A 14,939-nucleotide genomic window follows, 5' to 3' on the forward strand; every position below is an offset into this window, starting at 1 on the left:
ATGGCTGCACAGGAAGCATTTATTATTGTAGACATTGGCACGGGAAACGTACGCGTGGCCGTGGCTGCCAAAAACGGTGAGGTGCTGAGCGTAGAGCGGGACAACATGCCCTACCAAACCGATGCGCTGTACCCCAACTCCATCTTCTTTGATCCCAACCACTTGTGGAGCGTCATTACCAAGCTGGCTATAACCGCTCTGAATAATGCGCCGGAGGTAGAGGTAAAAGCCCTCACGGCCACCAGCCAGCGCGAGGGCATTGTCCTGATTGGCCATGACGGCGGCTCTCTCATAGGGCTGCCCAACATTGACCACCGGGGCCGCGAATGGGACTTCATCATGCAGGATAAAAGCTATATCTATGAGCTGGCGGGTCGTTACCCAACCTCGCTGTTCTCGGCGTTAAAGCTGGTAGGCGTACGGGAGCGGCGGCCGGAGATCTGGGAGCAGACCCGCACGTTTTTGAGCATCAGTGACTGGGCGCAGTACATGCTCAGCGGTGTGGCGCGTTATGAACATTCTCAGGCCTCTGAAACGCTGCTCTATGATGTGGCCCGCAAATCCTGGTCTCCTGAGCTGTGCGCTATCTTTGACATAGATCCCATGCTGCTTTCTCCATTGGGGGACTCGGGCACTGTGTTAGGCACTATTACCCCAGCGGCGGCGGCGGCTTTCCAGATTTCGCCGGAGGCACAGGTCATCATCGGCGGCGCCGATACCCAATTGGCCGTAAAAGGTACGCAGCCTGAACTAGACGATGTGGTGATAGTTTCCGGCACAACCACGCCCATCTTTAAGCTGGTGAATGAGTACATCACAGACACCCGGGAGCGCTCCTGGACCAACCGGCACATAGATGAACATACTCTTGCCGTGGAAACCAACGCGGGGGTCACCGGCCTCAACTACCAGCGCCTGAAAGAGATTTTCTACCCTAATGAAAGCTACGAGGTTATTGAACAGGAACTGGCTCAGGTACAGGAAGCGTGCTGCGTGGCCTCTCTGGGTTCCTTGTTAGCCGATGAGAAAGGCCCTATCACCAAAGGCGGCTTCATCTTTCCGGCTCCGGTAACTCACACGTTAACCCGGGCGCACTTCGTGTGGGCCACCTTATGGGACATTGCCTGCAGCATCAAGGAGAACTTCAACTCGTTGCATGACATCTCAGCGGTGGAGCAGGACTACGTGTGGGCCTGTGGTGGCGGGTTCCAGAGCCAACTGCTGCGCCAGTTCATTGCCGATTTGCTCAACAAGAAAGTCTATCTGCGCGAAAACTACCGTCAGGCCACGGTGGTAGGCGGCGCTCTTATCTGTAACGAGGCCCTGGAAGAAACCAGCTACGCGCCCGCTCCGCCTATGGTGGTAGAACCACAGGAAGACAGCCGTTACCTTGCCCTTTATGAGGAGTGGAAACGGACGCGCCAAACGTTCAAACACATCTGTGAGGAGGCGGTAGTATGACCGCCCCTTACTTTTTAGGCATCGACATTGGTACCCAGGGTGCCCGCGTGGTGCTGCTGGACGTGACCGGAGAACAACTGGGCAGCTCTGAAGAAGCCTTCCCGCTCAGCAACCAGTCCAGGGAAGAGCAATCGCCTACGGAGTGGTGGGCGGCGTGCAAGCGTTCGCTCAAAGCCTTACTGGCGGAGGTAAACGGCCAAATAAATCTGGCAGAGATCAAAGCGGTGTCGGTGACGTCTACTTCCGGCACGGTGATTCCTTTAGATGCCCGGCACCAACCCCTGCACAATGCCCTCATGTACAGCGACGGTCGCTCGGCGGCGGAAGGGAAACTTTGCAAAAGCATGGCCGAGGCTTACCATCCCAGTGGTTATACCGGGTTCAACGCTTCCAGCGGCTTGTCTAAGATGGTCTGGTTTTCGAATCAATTTCCGGAAAAGGCTGCCCAAATAGCCCATTGGGTACATGCCACTGACTTTATCATTGGTCAACTGAGTGGCGTTTGGGCCGTGACCGATTATACCAACGCCCTCAAATCTGGCTATGACGTGCAGGAAGGTTTCTGGCCAGCCTATGTCTATGAACAGCTGCCTATCCAAAAAGAATGGCTGCCTACCGTGGTTCCTTCCGGTACACCCATTGGTACGTTAGACTCGGCCCTGGCCGAAGAACTGGGTCTTTCTCCAGCCCTGCAGGTAGTGGCGGGCATGACCGATGGCTGCGCCTCTCAGGTGGCCTCCGGAGCCGTGAAATTGGGCGACTGGAATACCACCATCGGGACTACTTTAGTGGTGAAAGGCGTGACCCGGCAGCAAATCAACGACCCCGAAGACCGGCTCTATAGCCACCGTCACCCCGAAGGTTACTGGATGCCGGGCGGGGCCAGCAACACCGGCGCCGACTGGGTCACCAAAGAGTTTCAGGAAGATTTAGCCCAGTTAAACGAACAAGCTGCGGCCATCATTCCTTCGGGGCATTTGGCGTATCCCTTGCGCCAGCAGGGTGAGCGGTTCCCGTTCATCGCGCCGCAGGCCCGTAGCTTTGAGCCGGAAGGTTTGTCAAGGGCCGAACGGTTTGTGGCTAACATGGAAGGCGTGGCTTACGTGGAGAAATACGCGTTTGACCTTATTCAGCAGCTTTCCGGCGAAGAGGTGAAGGCCGTGTACACCGCCGGCGGCGCCAGCAACAGCGAGGCCTGGCTTACCATCAGGAGTAACGTGCTCAACCTGCCCATTTACAAAATGCGGCACGTGACCGGGGCCGTGGGTGCCGCCATTCTGGCCGCGTCTAAAACACATTTCACCTCCATTGAAGAAGCCACCCAAGCCTTAACCCAAATAGAAAAAGAAATCCATCCTACTCCTGCCCTGAGCCAGGCCTACGCCAAAAGTTACGCCGAATTTTTGCGCATCTTGCAGGAGAAAGGATACATCACTGATCACCAATATGCTTAACGTTTATTTACTGCGCCACGGCCAGACCGCCTGGAACGCCGACGGCAACCGGTACTGTGGCCGCACTGATTTACCACTTACCCCCAAAGGCCTGGAGCAAGCCCAACTCGCCGCCGCCCAACTCCAGAACGTGACGTTTGATGCGGTGTACTCTTCGCCGCTGGAGCGGGCCTATAAAACGGCGCAACTGGCCAGCGGCAACCTCCCCGTGACCACAGATGAACGCCTCATTGAAGCGGATTTCGGGTTATGGGAAGGAAAACGCAAGGAAGAGTTCATCCCGGAGAACGAAGCGCTTTGGCAGGACTGGTGCCAGGACCCCATGCAGACCAAAGCGGGCGGCACCGGCGAAACGGCAGGTGAGGTCATTGCCCGGGTGGATGATTTCTATATGTCGCTGGTGAAGAAACACCCTTCGGGGAACGTGCTCACGGTGGCGCACAATGGCGTGAACCGGTTTTACCTGGCCTACAAACTGGGCATGCCCGTGCGCAATTACCGCAAGTTCGTGATCGACAATTCTTCGGTGACTATGTTTGAACTGGATGCCGCGGGCGAGCTTTCCCTGGTGCACCTCAACAGCAAACTGTAGCTGGATTGCCTACGGCCACTGGCGGCACAACCCATCTATTGCGTTTAGGGGCTGATTTTCAGAAAACAGCCTCTAAACGCATTCTGGGCAAGTATCGGCTTGTGATCACGGTTTGGGGCTATTTTCAGAAAAACAGCCGCTAAACAGAAATTCGGCCACCCATAACTCACACGTGAATGGCTGCAAATGAGAGAACAACAGAGAACTCAAAACAGCTTACCGGCTAGAATATGCACCAGTTGCGTTTAGGGGCTGTTTTTCAGAAAACAGCCCCTAAACGCAACTCGGCAGGAATTCATCTTCTAGTCAAATCTGCCAGAGAGGTGAAGTCTTCTTGGCATCTTTCTTACCTTACCGTCTAACCCCAGACCTTTATGCGATTATTCAAGCCATCTTTTCGCCTTCAAGTTTCTGCCGTTGGGGCAGGCCTCGCGCTTCTGCTGTTGGGTAACCCCAGCCTGGCGCAGCAAAAAGAGCCTTTGCAGAACCTCCACATCAAGAACACCAAAGAGCTGCACCAGTTTTTCAAGTACACGGGCAAAGACGTGCCCATTTTGAGCGGACACCGGGGCAGCATTGTGAAAGGTTTCCCGGAGAATTCCATACCGTCGTTTGAGGAGACGCTGCGGCACACGCCCGCCTTCTTTGAGATTGACCCGCGCCTCACCAAAGACAGCGTGATTGTACTCATGCATGACGCTACTCTGGACCGCACCACCACCGGCACCGGCAAAGTGGCTGACTACACCTGGGCAGAACTACAGAAACTCAAACTCAAAGACGTGGAAGGCAACGTGACCGAATTCGGCATCCCTACCCTAGACGAGGTCATCAAATGGAGCAAAGGCAAAACCGTGGTGAACCTGGACAAAAAAGACGTGCCGCTGGCCATGACCGTGAAAAAGATCAAGGAACACAACGCTGCCGCCCACGTCATGGTCACCGTGCACAACGCCAAGCAGGCCAAATACTACTATGACCAGATAGAGGGCATCATGATGTCGGCGTTTGTGAAGACGAAGAAAGAGCTGGAGTCTTACGAGAAAGCGGGCGTGCCGTGGAGCAGCATCATGGCCTACGTGGGGCCCGAGGTAAAACCCGAAACCAAAGAAGTCATTGATCTGCTGCACGCCCGTGGCGTGATGTGCATGGTTTCGGCGGCGCCTACCTATGACAAACTCCCGGACCCCGCCGCCCGCCGCACCGCCTACCAAGAAGTGTTCAAAGCCGGGGCCGATGTGCTGGAATCTGATTTACCCATAGAAGCGGCCGCGGCCATCCAAACCCTGCTCCCGTCCAAAAGCGCGAAAGCCAAATTCTTCAACAGAGGTCCCAAAAAAGAGAAAAGCGTCCTGGTGCGGCAATAACCCCGCTCTTAAAGAATGGCCTTCCGGCCGATTTCAATTCTGATGTTCCCCCACGCCAATTCCTGTTTTTGAGCTGTTTTCAGAAAAACGGCCCCTAAACAGGAATTGGCGTGACTGGGGCAAAGCATTCGCCGTGGCGCTTTCATAGTCGCTTGCTTACAAGTATCCTTTCATATTGTTCTCACTTGTTTCAATTCTTTACTATTTTGTCCTTACTTTTAAAAAATTTAAAGTTAAGCTCTTCATCTGCCTCCTAACAGACAGGCCAACACCCTCTTGAATGAATTCCCTCATGAGAAAATTTGTAGTACTCTTTACCCTTCTCCTGCACCTGGGCTACCAGGCCACCTCAGCCCCCAAAACCAGCAAAGACAAAGTAGACCGGCCAAAATTGGTGGTGGGCATTGTCATTGACCAGATGCGCTGGGACTACCTGTACCGCTTCAATGACCGCTACGGCAAAGACGGCTTTAAGCGCCTGTTGCGCGAAGGCTTCTCCTGTGAGAACCACTACATCAACTACCTGCCTTCGGCCACGGCCGTAGGGCACTCCTCTATTTACACCGGTTCGGTGCCCGGCGTGCATGGCATTACCGGCAACAGCTGGGTAGACCAACTCACCGGCAAAACCGTGTACTGCACCGAAGACAACACGGTACAGACCGTGGGCAGCGCCGCCACCACCGAAGGGCAGATGTCACCGCGCAACCTGCTGGCCTCTACCATCACCGACGAGCTGCGCATGGCCACCAACAAGCAGTCTAAAGTGGTGGGCGTTTCCCTGAAAGACCGCGCCTCCATCCTGCCCGCCGGGCACATGGCCAACGGTGCTTTTTGGTTCGATGATGAATCGGGTAACTTTATCACCAGCACGTTCTACATGCCTACGCTGCCGGAGTGGGTGCAGAACTTCAACAAGCAGCAGCGCGCCGCCGAGTTCATGAAACAACCCTGGCAGACGCTGTACCCCATTGGCACTTACAAAAACAGCGACGAAGACGCCAAAGCCTATGAGGGCCGCCTGCCCGGCGAAACCACCACTACCTTCCCGCATAACCTACCGGCCGCTTACGCCAAGAAAAAAGACGCTTTCCGCACCACCCCCCACGGCAATACCTTTATTCTGGACTTCGCTTCGGCGGCGGTGAACGGCTACAACATGGGTCAGGGCGAGGCCACCGATTTCCTGACCATCAACTGCGCCTCCACAGACTACGTGGGCCACATGTTTGGGCCAAACTCCATTGAGATTGAAGACACCTACCTGCGCCTGGACCAGGATCTGGCCAAGTTCTTCAAGTTCCTGGACAGCAAAGTAGGCAAAGGGCAGTACCTGGTGTTCCTCACCGCCGACCACGGCGTGGGCCACGCCATTGGCTATTCCCAGGAAAACAAGCTGAACGGCGGCAATTGGAACTCAAAGCCCGTGCAGGCCGAGCTGAACAAAATGCTGGCCTCCACCTTCGGGGCCGAGAATCTGGTGCGCTCCATGTCCAGCTATCAGGTGCACTTTGACTGGGACCAGATAGCCGCCAAGAAACTGGACATTGACCTCATCAAAAAAGCCGTGATTGCCAAGCTGCAGATGGAGCCCGAAGTGATGTACGCCGTAGACATGGGCAACGCCAACGCGCATTTGGTGCCGTTTACCATTAGAGAGCAAATTGCCAACAGCTACAACCCCAAACGCACCGGCAGCATCCAGATCATCCTGAAACCTGGTTACGTGGCCACTACCTCCAAAACCGGAGCCAGCCACGGCGCCTGGAACCCCTATGACACTCACCTGCCGCTCCTGTTCATGGGCTGGAACATCAAAGCGGGCAGCACCAATATACCTACTTACATGACCGATGTGGCACCTACCCTAGCAGCCCTGCTGCACATTCAGACGCCAAATGGCACCGTAGGCAAGCCCATTACGGCGGTGGTGAAGTAAACACCTAAATACTAGAGTATTTAGGCCGAGGGTGCGTTTAGGGGCTGTTTTTTTGGAAAAACAGCCCCTAAACGCACCCTCTTTGTTTTGGCTATTCTCCAGCCGGCTTTATCATTTTGATATGGTCAATGCCGTCCTCGTCATACACGTCACTGGACTGCACAAACCCGAAGCGCTCGTAGAATTTCTTGGCGTACAGCTGCGCCCCAATCTTAATCGGCCCGGGGCCGAACAGACGGTAGGTTTCCTCAATAGCTTTCTGCACCAACTGGTAGCCTACACCGGTGCCGCGCACGGCCGCGCTGGTGATGATGCGCCCAATGGAAAGCTCTGGGTAAGAAACTCCCGCCGGCACCAGCCGGGCATAGGCCTCCAGCGTGGCGCCTCGGTAAAACAGCAAGTGCTGGCATTGGTTGTCCAGTCCGTCGGGGTCCAGGAACACGCAGTTCTGTTCCACCACAAATACCGCGCTCCTAAGCTGCAAAAGATCATAGAGCTCCTGCGGCGTGAGCTCCTCAAAAGGTTTGGTAATGATGTCAAATTCCATAGCGGGCGTGAAGCTAACCTTCTTTTTAACGCAGAGATGATCTTTTCCTCCTCTTTTTTCGGACTTACGGGTAAATTTTCTTAACTATACCAACGTTGGCATAAATAATCTAGGTGTATTTTTGAACCGGACGAGAAAGGCCCATTCCTGACCGCATAATCAGGGCTCCTGCAACTGCCTGTTCATCTTCCATTTAGCCGCGGCATGAAACGCCAGAGGCCAACCCGTACAAAGGAAATAATAGCCACGCCTGCCAAGGGCAACAGAATAAAAACGAACGTATGCAAACAGAAGAGAAAGAGACCAAGTCATTAGAAGAACTGGAACAGATTGCCAAACAAGTGCGCCGTGACATCGTGCGCATGGTGCACGGCTGCCAGTCTGGCCACCCCGGCGGCTCCCTGGGCTGCACAGATTACCTGGTGGCGCTGTACTTCAAGATCATGAACCACAAGACGGACTTCAACATGAACGGCGAGGGCGAAGACCTGTTCTTCCTTTCCAACGGCCATATCTCGCCGGTGTGGTACAGCGTGTTGGCCCGTGCCGGTTACTTTGAGGTGAGCGAGCTGCAGTCTTTCCGTAAACTGGATTCCCGCCTGCAAGGGCACCCTACCACCCATGAAGGGCTGCCGGGCGTGCGCATTGCCTCGGGTTCATTAGGCCAGGGTTTGTCCGTGGCCATTGGCGCCGCCTTGACCAAGAAACTGAACAATGATGCAGGTCTGGTGTTCTCCTTGCACGGCGACGGCGAGTTGCAGGAAGGCCAGATTTGGGAAGCCGCCTTGTTCGCGCCGCACAACAAAGTAGACAACCTCATTTCTACCATTGACGTGAACGGCCAGCAGATTGACGGCCCCACCGATCAAGTATTAGCCTTGGGAAGCCTGCGCGCCAAGTGGGAAGCTTTTGGTTGGGACGTGCTGGAGATGAACGGCAATGACTTGGCAGATGTGATTAGAGTGCTGGAACTGGCCAAAGCCAAGACGCGCAAAGGCAAGCCCATTATGATTCTGATGCAAACCAACATGGGCCACGGCGTAGATTTCATGATGGGATCGCACAAATGGCACGGCGTAGCACCTAATGATGAGCAGCTGTCTCTGGCGCTGAACCAGCTCACCAGCGGCATGCAGGATTACTAAGATGCTTCCCAAAACTTGAACGCTGCGTTTTAGGGCTCCTTTTCCAAAAACAGCCTTAAAACGCAGACAACTTCCATTGCCTTGCATTACAGGGCGTCAACCGAAAATATTCAAATGAAAAAATACACCTATACAGAATCAAAAGACACCCGCTCTGGTTTTGGCGCGGGGCTGGTAGAAGCTGGCCGAAAAAACGAAAACGTGGTAGCCCTGTGTGCTGACTTGGTGGGTTCCCTCAAAATGGGAGACTTTATTAAGGAATTCCCTGAGCGTTTTGTGCAAGTGGGTATTGCCGAAGCCAACATGATGGGCATTGCCGCCGGTATGACCATTGGCGGTAAAATCCCGTTCACGGGTACCTTCGCCAACTTCTCTACGGGCCGCGTGTATGACCAGATCCGTCAGTCCATCGCGTATTCAGACAAAAACGTGAAAATCTGCGCCTCGCACGCGGGTTTAACGCTGGGCGAAGACGGAGCCACGCACCAGATTCTGGAAGACATCGGGCTCATGAAAATGCTGCCCGGCATGACCGTCATCAACCCTTGTGACTACAACCAGACCAAAGCCGCCACCATGGCCATCGCTGAGCACCACGGCCCGGTATACCTGCGCTTCGGGCGCCCGGTAGTTCCGGTGTTCACGCCCGCCGACCAGGAGTTTGTCATCGGCAAAGCCTGGATGGTGAACGAAGGCACAGACGTGAGCATCTTCGCCACGGGTCACCTGGTGTGGGAAGCCATCAAAGCTGGGGAGAAACTCGCTGAGATGGGCATCTCCGCTGAGATCATCAACATCCACACCATTAAACCGTTAGACGCCGAGGCTGTACTCAAGTCTGTGGCCAAAACGGGTTGCGTGGTGAGTGCCGAGGAGCACAACCGCCTGGGCGGCCTGGGCGACAGCATTGCCCAGTTGCTGGCGCAGAACACGCCAACGCCTATGGAGTACGTGGCCGTGAACGATTCCTTCGGGGAAAGCGGTACGCCGGAGCAACTCATGAAAAAGTACGGCCTGGATGATGAGCACATCATCAAAGCCGTGCAGAAGGTGATGGAGCGCAAAAAGGCGCTGGCCAAGTAATCTGTTGGTTTTGCCTTCTTTTTGGAAAAAGACACCCTAAACAGAAAACAGATACAAACAAAAAACGGGCTCTCATAGAGCCCGTTTTTTGTAGAAACCGTATCCAAGTACTTGACTTAATTTAGCGTACATGAATACCCCCACATACAAAGCCTTCCTGTTTGACATGAACGGCACCATGATTGACGACATGGATTTCCACACCACCGCGTGGCACAAAGTAGTTACCCAGAAGCTGAACGCCTCCCTCAGCCGTGAGCAGGTAAAAGTCGAAATGTACGGCAAGAACAGTGAGGTGCTGGCCCGGCTCTTCGGCGAGGACCGTTTCACAGACCAGGAAGCCCAGGAGCTATCGGTGGAGAAAGAGAAGATTTACCAGGCCGAGTACATCTCGCACCTCAAGCTCCTCAACGGGTTAGACCAGTTTCTGGCCAAGGCGAAGGAGAAGAACATTAAAATGGCCATTGCTACCGCCGCCATTATGTTCAACATTGACTTTGTGGTAGACAACCTGGACATCAGGCCGTATTTCCAGGCGCTGGTCTCCGCCGATGAAGTAGACAAAAGCAAGCCCCACCCCGAGACCTTCCTGAAAGCCGCCGAGAAACTGGGCATAGACCCCAAAGACTGTCTGGTGTTTGAAGACGCCCCCAAAGGCGTGGAGGCCGCCCAGAATGCCCAGATGGACTGCATGGTGCTCACCACCATGCACGGGAAAGAGGAATTCTCAGCGTACACCAACATTGTGGGCTACGTGCAGGATTACACAGACCCGGAGCTGGAGAAGCTTTTCACCGGAGCAGAGGCGTAAGCGGTCTTATCAGATGATATATTTGCACATTGCGTTTCGGGGCCGTTTTTGGAAAAACGGCCCCGAAACGCAATGCTGTTTTTACCCGAAGAGGTTGTTGGTGAACTGCACCTTAATGCCCAGCTGAAAATCTGAGATGGTCTTGAAAATCTCCTTGAGCGTGACCTGCTCAATTTTGGTGAGGCTCTGCAAGTCTAAATAATTGTCTGGTTCGGTTTTGTCCTGCATGATCTGGGTGGCCTGTTTGCGGAGGCGCAAGCCCATGAGGTAGTAGTAAGACTGCATCAGTTCCTGGCACTGCTTCTCCGTGAACACACCGGCTTCGGCCAGGGCCTCTATCCGCTCGCCGGTATTGGTCTTGAAAATACGGTTCTGCAGGGCGTGCACCCGCACCAGATCTACAATGGGCGTCATGGCTTTCTTGATGTCAATCACCTGCTGGGAGCCCACCGTAAACGTCCTGATGTTGTTGAAAAATGTGAGCGGCGGCTCATACTGCAAAGCGTTCTTGGCCATGTGGAAGAACAGGCGCGGCATGGGCTTCTGCAATTCCTGGTCCAGGAAAGAAACCAGTTCCTGCATGATGCTGGCATCACCGTAAATGTAGCGGCAGTCAAAGAAGGTGGAGAACATGATGGCCGTCTCGGGGAGGATTTCCTGCATCCAGCCCTGGTAATTGCGCTTCCAGTGCGAGAGCGAGTGCGTCCATTTGGGATTCTTGGCCATGTAGCCGCCGGCGCAATAGCTGAAGCCAATGTAATCCAGCTTCTCAGAAACCATATCGGCGAACTTGAGGAAATACTCGCGCACCAGCTCGCGCTGCTCATTGGCTTTGTCTTCGTAGATGATGGCGTTGTCCTGATCGGTTTTGAGGGTCTGTTCTTTGCGGCCCTCGCTGCCCAGCACCATGAACACAAACTTAGCCGGGGCCGGACCGCAGATGGCAATCACCTCCTCAATCACCTTCTGGGCAATGGTGTCGGCTACGGTGGTGATGACCTGGTTGATGATTTCGGGCTTGGCCCCGCGCAGCAGCAGTTGCATCACAATCTCGGGCACCCGCTTCCATCTTTCGCGCAGCTCATTGCCAGACCGCGCCAATTTCACCGACTGAATGAACATGAACGGCGACTGCGCCTGGTCGCTCAACAATTTGCTCCGGCTGATCATGCCTATGTACTGCCCTTGGTCTTCTATAAGCAGGTAGCGGGTTTTGGTCCGGAACATGAGCAGGATGGCCTCATGCACGTACGCCTCTTTCTTGATGGACACAATGGGGTTGTCCATGATTTCCCGGGCCTGCCCCCGCACGTCTTCCTGGGCCGCCACCACGTTGTCGCGCAGCGTGATGTCTGTGATGTAGCCTACAATCTGGTCCTGCTCATTTTTCACGAAGAGGCAGCTGGTCTTGTGCTGGGCCATGAGGCGGGCCGCCATGTAAATGGGAGCCGTAGCGCCGCAGGTGACAATCTCACGGTACTCCACACTCTCAATTCGGCGCGAATACAATTGGTCTGTGGCAATGTAGTTTTCCTCAAAGGAAGTGGGGCGCTTCACAAAATGGGCAAACTCCTCATTGAGCATGCGCAGCCCGAACTCCTGGGTGAAATGGTGCAGGAACCCTTCATTAGACTTGGCCAGCGCCCTGAAATCTTTCTTGGGCAGATGGTACACCACCGTTCCTTTCTTAGCGATGACCGTGCGCAGAGACTTCTTGCGGTTGAGCAGCATAGAGATGCCGCCGTAGCAATACCCGCGCTGGTGAGTTTCCAGCAGGCGCTTGTTCTGGGCCGTATCATAGAAAAACGACTCATATTCGCCAGCCACAATCAGGTCCACGCCTTTGAGCTTGGTTACTTCCTGGTGGTAAATGAGGGTATCTTTCTGGTACTTAATTTCCACCAGCAGGTCTAGCACGCCCAGCAGCACATCTTCTCCCAGCAAGTGGAAAGGCTTCACGCTCTTCAGAAACTTAAGACGTTCGTTCATAGCCAATAGAAAAGTAAAAGTAGAATAAGTAAAAGGCCCAGACCCCAGAGCAACCATTTCAGGCGCCGGGGTTTAGCAAAGGTCTCCTGTCTGATTTTATTTGATTGCCTCTGCTGCCCTGCCACTGAAGCCGCGGTGATGAGGTGCCGCTGCCGCAGTTCAAAATAACATTCGGCGGCCGCGCGGGCATCTACCACCGCGTTATGTTGGTTCTCCAGGGTTTTATGGAAGAGGTAGCTGTAGAGTTCGCCCAGGCGCAGGTATTTTCTGGGCGAAAAACGCACCTGTTCTCCTGAGGCCCGCATGGTGCAGAAGGTGTCCAGGCCTTCAAACGGACTGGGCAGGCCAGACCGATAGTAGTCGGCGCTCAGGACGTGGTAGTCGAATTCCATGAAGTGCCCCACCACCATGGGCTGAAACTCCCGCAAGTCTTTCTGGAGCCGCAACAAAACTTCTTCGCGGCTTTTGCCGTGCGCTTGCAGAAACTCCGGGGTTAAGTGGTGTATTTCTATGGATGAGGCGTCCACCTCAAAACCGTCTGGTCTGATGTAGTGGTCTTCGTGCTTTACCTCCTGCCCTGCCTGGGTATACACAAACCACGCTACCTGTACCGTGTGCGGCCAGTTCTGGTCCTCTGAATAAGGCAAGTCCCAGCGCAAGGGAAGGCCAGAGGATTCTATGTCTATGAACAGTAGGTAGTCCTTCACGTGGTTTGTTTTCAAAGGCAGCGCACGGTGCCGTTTGCGTTTAGCGCCTCTTTTTGGAAAAACGGCCTCTAAACGCAAAATTGGTTTGGGCGCAGCAGGCTCAGACAAAAACAGAATTGGTTTTGTCTGAGCCTGCTAACGGCTACAGATTTAAGATACGGCAATTAGTCCATAAAAAAGCAAAAAGCGAACATTGGCATGCCCGCTTTTTGCTCAGGAGCACTTCTACGCCCCTGTCTGTCTGTTTCCAGATCAAATAACCTATCCCTGACTTAGCCTTTGAAGGACTGATAATACACCTCGCTCCACCGCAGCTCGTTCTTCAGTTGGCTTAATTTAGTGTCTTGGTTGATGACCACGCACTCAATGCCGGCCATCTCAGCGAAATCCTGTAACTGCTCTGCGCTGATGTTCTGGCTGTAGCAGGTGTGGTGCGCGCCTCCGGCCAGAATCCAGGCGGCACAGCCGGTTTTCATGTCAGGAAGGGGTTTCCAGAGTACGCGAGCTACCGGGAGGTTGGGCAGTTCGTTCTGCGGGGCTACGGCCTCCACTTCGTTCACGATCAAACGGAACCGGTTGCCCATGTCTACCACTGAGGCGTTGAGCGCCAGGCCTGCGCCCACATTGAACACCAGGCGCACCGGATCGGCTTTGCCACCAATGCCCAATGGGTGGATCTCGCAGGATGGTTTGTCTGAAGCCAGGGCCTCGTCTACTTCCAGCATGTGTGAACCCAGCACCAGAGAATTATTGGGATCGAAATGGTAGGTGTAATCTTCCATGAAGGCGTTGCCGCCGGGCAGACCGCTGCCCATTACTTTCATGGCGCGTACTAGCGCGGCAGTTTTCCAGTCGCCTTCACCGGCGAAGCCATAGCCGTCGGCCATGAGGCGCTGCACCGCAATACCCGGCAACTGCACCATGCCGTGCAGGTCTTCAAAGGTATCTGAGAAGCCTTTGTAGCCGCCGTTTTCCAGGAAGGTGCGCAAGCCAATCTCAATTTTGGCCGCTTCCCTTAAAGAGGCGCGCTGCTCTCCGCCTTCCAGCAGATTTGCCGCTACGGTATATTTGGTTTCGTACTCCTGTACCAGTTGGTCAATGGCTTGGTCGCTCACCTGATTAATGACGGCTACCAAATCGCCAATGCCATGGGTGTTCACCGCAAACCCGAATTTCAGCTCGGCCTCTACTTTATCGCCTTCGGTTACGGCCACGTAGCGCATGTTATCCCCGAACCGCACAAACTTGGCGCCTTGCCAGTCATACCAGCCAGCGGCCACACGGCACCAGTTGTTCAGTTGCTCCAGCACCTCCGGGTCTTGCCAGTGGCCTACCACTACTTTACGGTTGATGCGCATACGAGACACCATAAACCCGAACTCCCGGTCGCCGTGGGCGCTTTGGTTCAGGTTCATGAAATCCATGTCAATGGAATTCCAGGGAATGTCGCGGTTAAACTGGGTGTGCAGGTGCAGCAAAGGCTTCTTCAGGATAGACAAACCTCTGATCCACATTTTGGCCGGCGAGAAGGTGTGCATCCAGGTGATGACCCCAATACAGTTTTCGGCCACGTTGGCTTCCTGGCAGATCCTGAAAATCTCCTCCGTGGTTTTCACGGTAGGCTTGTACACCACCCGTACCGGCATTTGAGGGGCACTGTCCAGTCCTTTCACAATTTCCTGCGAGTGGGCGGTTACCTGGTCAAGGGTTTCCTGGCCGTATAGATGCTGGCTTCCGGTAATAAACCAGACTTCAAATTGTTTTAAATCAATCATGGGTTATGTTGGTTAAAGATGCACTTCCCGCCAAGCGGGCAAAGTTCACCTCCTGTTGCTGATAGTTCT

The 14,939-nt window shown here is 54.4% G+C and carries 12 protein-coding genes; 8 read left to right on the forward strand and 4 right to left on the reverse strand.

Annotated features, from left to right (window positions below; translation table 11 throughout):
• The 5 genes from EFA69_RS02015 to pafA all read left to right on the forward strand — a co-directional run bounded on the left by EFA69_RS02015 (position 1) and on the right by pafA (position 6,813).
• Entirely contained in the window at positions 1-1,461 is a 1,461-nt protein-coding gene (locus tag EFA69_RS02015; RefSeq protein WP_123131401.1) for an FGGY-family carbohydrate kinase, read from the forward strand.
• Positions 1,458-2,915 carry an FGGY-family carbohydrate kinase gene (locus EFA69_RS02020; protein WP_123131402.1) on the forward strand — a complete coding sequence of 486 codons (1,458 nt, stop codon included), beginning with the start codon at positions 1,458-1,460 and terminating at the stop codon, positions 2,913-2,915. Before EFA69_RS02015 ends, EFA69_RS02020 begins: the two co-directional genes overlap by 4 nt.
• The gene (locus EFA69_RS02025; protein ID WP_123131403.1) at positions 2,908-3,507 is read left to right on the forward strand and encodes a histidine phosphatase family protein; all 600 of its coding nucleotides are present in this window, start codon (positions 2,908-2,910) and stop codon (positions 3,505-3,507) included. The genes EFA69_RS02020 and EFA69_RS02025 overlap by 8 nt, the downstream gene beginning before the upstream one ends.
• A gap of 374 nt (positions 3,508-3,881) precedes the next feature.
• Positions 3,882-4,874, forward strand: coding sequence for a glycerophosphodiester phosphodiesterase family protein (locus EFA69_RS02030; protein WP_123131404.1), 993 nt, complete (start codon positions 3,882-3,884; stop codon positions 4,872-4,874).
• 292 nt (positions 4,875-5,166) lie between these two features.
• Entirely contained in the window at positions 5,167-6,813 is a 1,647-nt protein-coding gene (gene pafA / locus EFA69_RS02035; protein WP_123131498.1) for an alkaline phosphatase PafA, read from the forward strand.
• Positions 6,814-6,904: 91 nt separating this feature from the next.
• Here the strand turns inward: pafA and EFA69_RS02040 are convergent, their stop codons facing one another.
• Positions 6,905-7,360, reverse strand: a complete 456-nt coding sequence (locus EFA69_RS02040) for a GNAT family N-acetyltransferase (protein ID WP_123131405.1) — start codon at positions 7,358-7,360, stop codon at positions 6,905-6,907.
• A gap of 281 nt (positions 7,361-7,641) precedes the next feature.
• On the opposite strand from EFA69_RS02040, the gene EFA69_RS02045 reads away from it, so the two are divergent.
• The 3 genes from EFA69_RS02045 to EFA69_RS02055 all read left to right on the forward strand — a co-directional run bounded on the left by EFA69_RS02045 (position 7,642) and on the right by EFA69_RS02055 (position 10,399).
• Positions 7,642-8,505 carry a transketolase gene (locus EFA69_RS02045; protein WP_123131406.1) on the forward strand — a complete coding sequence of 288 codons (864 nt, stop codon included), beginning with the start codon at positions 7,642-7,644 and terminating at the stop codon, positions 8,503-8,505.
• A 114-nt stretch (positions 8,506-8,619) separates the two neighbouring features.
• Complete coding sequence (locus tag EFA69_RS02050) at positions 8,620-9,588, forward strand: transketolase family protein (RefSeq protein WP_123131407.1); 969 nt, start codon at positions 8,620-8,622, stop codon at positions 9,586-9,588.
• Positions 9,589-9,718: 130 nt separating this feature from the next.
• Positions 9,719-10,399 carry an HAD family hydrolase gene (locus EFA69_RS02055; RefSeq protein WP_123131408.1) on the forward strand — a complete coding sequence of 227 codons (681 nt, stop codon included), beginning with the start codon at positions 9,719-9,721 and terminating at the stop codon, positions 10,397-10,399.
• Positions 10,400-10,480: 81 nt separating this feature from the next.
• Here EFA69_RS02055 and EFA69_RS02060 read toward each other — a convergent pair whose 3' ends face one another.
• The 3 genes from EFA69_RS02060 to araA form a co-directional block, all read right to left on the reverse strand.
• Positions 10,481-12,388 carry a DUF294 nucleotidyltransferase-like domain-containing protein gene (locus EFA69_RS02060; protein ID WP_123131409.1) on the reverse strand — a complete coding sequence of 636 codons (1,908 nt, stop codon included), beginning with the start codon at positions 12,386-12,388 and terminating at the stop codon, positions 10,481-10,483.
• Positions 12,385-13,095, reverse strand: coding sequence for a 3'-5' exonuclease (locus EFA69_RS02065; RefSeq protein WP_183906655.1), 711 nt, complete (start codon positions 13,093-13,095; stop codon positions 12,385-12,387). Before EFA69_RS02065 ends, EFA69_RS02060 begins: the two co-directional genes overlap by 4 nt.
• Before the next feature lie 272 nt (positions 13,096-13,367).
• Positions 13,368-14,870, reverse strand: coding sequence for an L-arabinose isomerase (araA, locus tag EFA69_RS02070; protein ID WP_123131411.1), 1,503 nt, complete (start codon positions 14,868-14,870; stop codon positions 13,368-13,370).
• Positions 14,871-14,939: the final 69 nt, after the last annotated feature.

The organism is Rufibacter immobilis (genome assembly GCF_003721565.1).
Lineage (GTDB): Bacteria > Bacteroidota > Bacteroidia > Cytophagales > Hymenobacteraceae > Nibribacter > Nibribacter immobilis.

Excerpts from the sequence above, each read along its gene's own strand:
- EFA69_RS02015 (WP_123131401.1), top strand. The coding sequence starts at position 1 with ATGGCTGCACAGGAAGCATTTATTATTGTAGACATTGGCACGGGAAAC.
- EFA69_RS02020 (WP_123131402.1), top strand. The coding sequence starts at position 1,458 with ATGACCGCCCCTTACTTTTTAGGCATCGACATTGGTACCCAGGGTGCC.
- EFA69_RS02025 (WP_123131403.1), top strand. The coding sequence starts at position 2,908 with ATGCTTAACGTTTATTTACTGCGCCACGGCCAGACCGCCTGGAACGCC.
- EFA69_RS02030 (WP_123131404.1), top strand. The coding sequence starts at position 3,882 with ATGCGATTATTCAAGCCATCTTTTCGCCTTCAAGTTTCTGCCGTTGGG.
- pafA (WP_123131498.1), top strand. The coding sequence starts at position 5,167 with ATGAGAAAATTTGTAGTACTCTTTACCCTTCTCCTGCACCTGGGCTAC.
- EFA69_RS02040 (WP_123131405.1), bottom strand. The coding sequence starts at position 7,360 with ATGGAATTTGACATCATTACCAAACCTTTTGAGGAGCTCACGCCGCAG.
- EFA69_RS02045 (WP_123131406.1), top strand. The coding sequence starts at position 7,642 with ATGCAAACAGAAGAGAAAGAGACCAAGTCATTAGAAGAACTGGAACAG.
- EFA69_RS02050 (WP_123131407.1), top strand. The coding sequence starts at position 8,620 with ATGAAAAAATACACCTATACAGAATCAAAAGACACCCGCTCTGGTTTT.
- EFA69_RS02055 (WP_123131408.1), top strand. The coding sequence starts at position 9,719 with ATGAATACCCCCACATACAAAGCCTTCCTGTTTGACATGAACGGCACC.
- EFA69_RS02060 (WP_123131409.1), bottom strand. The coding sequence starts at position 12,388 with ATGAACGAACGTCTTAAGTTTCTGAAGAGCGTGAAGCCTTTCCACTTG.
- araA (WP_123131411.1), bottom strand. The coding sequence starts at position 14,870 with ATGATTGATTTAAAACAATTTGAAGTCTGGTTTATTACCGGAAGCCAG.